Annotated in this window: 2 protein-coding genes; both read right to left on the reverse strand. The window is 72.4% G+C overall.

What is annotated here, in order from left to right:
* Positions 1–938 (reverse strand): electron transfer flavoprotein subunit alpha/FixB family protein (locus ACZ4K2_RS36935; protein ID WP_467481116.1); only part of this gene is annotated, 938 nt, incomplete at its 3' end.
* Positions 939–994: 56 nt separating this feature from the next.
* The gene (locus ACZ4K2_RS36940) at positions 995–1,780 is read right to left on the reverse strand and encodes an electron transfer flavoprotein subunit beta/FixA family protein (protein WP_467481118.1); all 786 of its coding nucleotides are present in this window, start codon (positions 1,778–1,780) and stop codon (positions 995–997) included.
* Positions 1,781–1,784 lie beyond the last annotated feature (4 nt).

Consider the following 1,784-nt stretch of genomic DNA (forward strand, 5'->3'; position numbering starts at 1 on the left):
TCGGTGAGCTGGGGGACGACGTCGAAGAGGTCGCCGACGACGCCGTAGTCGACGAGTTCGAAGATCGGGGCTTCGGCGTCCTTGTTGACGGCGACGATGGTCTTCGAGGTCTGCATGCCGGCGCGGTGCTGGATGGCGCCGGAGATGCCGTTGGCGATGTAGAGCTGCGGCGAGACGGACTTGCCGGTCTGGCCGACCTGGTTGGTGTGCGGGTACCAGCCGGCGTCGACGGCGGCGCGGGAGGCGCCGACGGCCGCGCCGAGGGAGTCGGCGAGGGCCTCGATGAGGGCGAAGTTCTCGGCGCCGTTGACGCCGCGGCCGCCGGAGACCACGATCGCGGCCTCGGTCAGCTCGGGACGGCCGGTGGACTCGCGCGGGGTCCGGGCGGTGACCTTGGTACCGGTGGCCTGCGCGGAGAAGGTGACCGTCAGGGCCTCCACGGTGCCGGCGGCCGGGGCGGCCTCGACGGAGGCGCTGTTCGGCTTGACCGTGATGACCGGGGTGCCCTTGACGACACGGGAGGTGGTGGTGAACGACGCGGCGAACACCGACTGGGTCGCCACCGGGCCCTCGGCGCCGGCCTCGAGGTCGACGGCGTCGGTGATGACACCCGCGCCGATGCGCAGCGCCAGGCGGGCGGCGATCTCCTTGCCCTCGGCGGAGGACGGCACCAGCACCGCGGCGGGCGAGAGGGCCTCGTGGGCGGCCTGGAGGGCGTCGACCTTCGGCACGACGAGGTAGTCGGCGTACTCGGCGGCGTCGTGGGTGAGGACCTTCACCGCGCCGTGCTCGGCGAGCACGGCGGCGGTGTCGGCCGCGCCGGCGCCCAGGGCGACGGCGACGGGCTCGCCGAGGCGGCGGGCCAGGGTCAGCAGCTCCAGGGTGGGCTTGCGGACGGCACCGTCCACGTGGTCGACGTAGACGAGGACTTCAGCCATGGGAATGCTCTCCTGCGGGATGAGGAAGTGGAGGGGCGGTCGCGTCGGCGAGGGGCCTAGATGAACTTCTGGCCCGCGAGGAACTCGGCGAGCTGCCTGCCGCCCTCGCCCTCGTCCTTGACGATGGTGCCGGCCGTGCGCGCGGGGCGCTCGCTGGCGGCCTCGACCCTGGTGTACGCGCCGTCCGGACCGACCTCCTCGGCGTCGATGCCGAGGTCGGACAGGTCCCAGGACTGCACCGGCTTCTTCTTCGCCGCCATGATGCCCTTGAAGGAGGGGTAGCGGGCCTCGCCGGACTGGTCGGTGACCGACACGACCGCCGGGAGCCGCGCCTGAAGCCGCTCGGAGGCGGTGTCGCCGTCGCGGCGGCCCTCGACCGTGCCGTCCTGGACGGTGACCTCGGAGAGCAGGGTGACCTGCGGGACGCCCAGGCGCTCGGCGAGCAGCGCGGGCACGACGCCCATGGTGCCGTCGGTGGAGGCCATGCCGGAGATCACCAGGTCGTAGCCGGCCTTCTCGACCGCCTTGGCCAGCACCAGCGAGGTACCGATCGCGTCCGTGCCGTGCAGGTCGTCGTCCTCGACGTGGACGGCCTTGTCCGCCCCCATCGACAGCGCCTTGCGCAGCGCGTCCTTCGCGTCCTCCGGGCCGACCGTCAGCACGGTCACCTCGGCGTCGTCCGCGCCCTCGGCGATCTGCAGCGCCTGCTCCACCGCGTACTCGTCCAGCTCGGAGAGCAGACCGTCCACATCGTCGCGGTCGACGGTCAGGTCATCGGCGAAGTGCCGGTCGCCAGTGGCGTCGGGCACGTACTTCACAGTGACAACGATCCTCAAGCTCACGCCG

The sequence above is a fragment of the Streptomyces sp. NPDC025833 genome, from assembly GCF_055558055.1.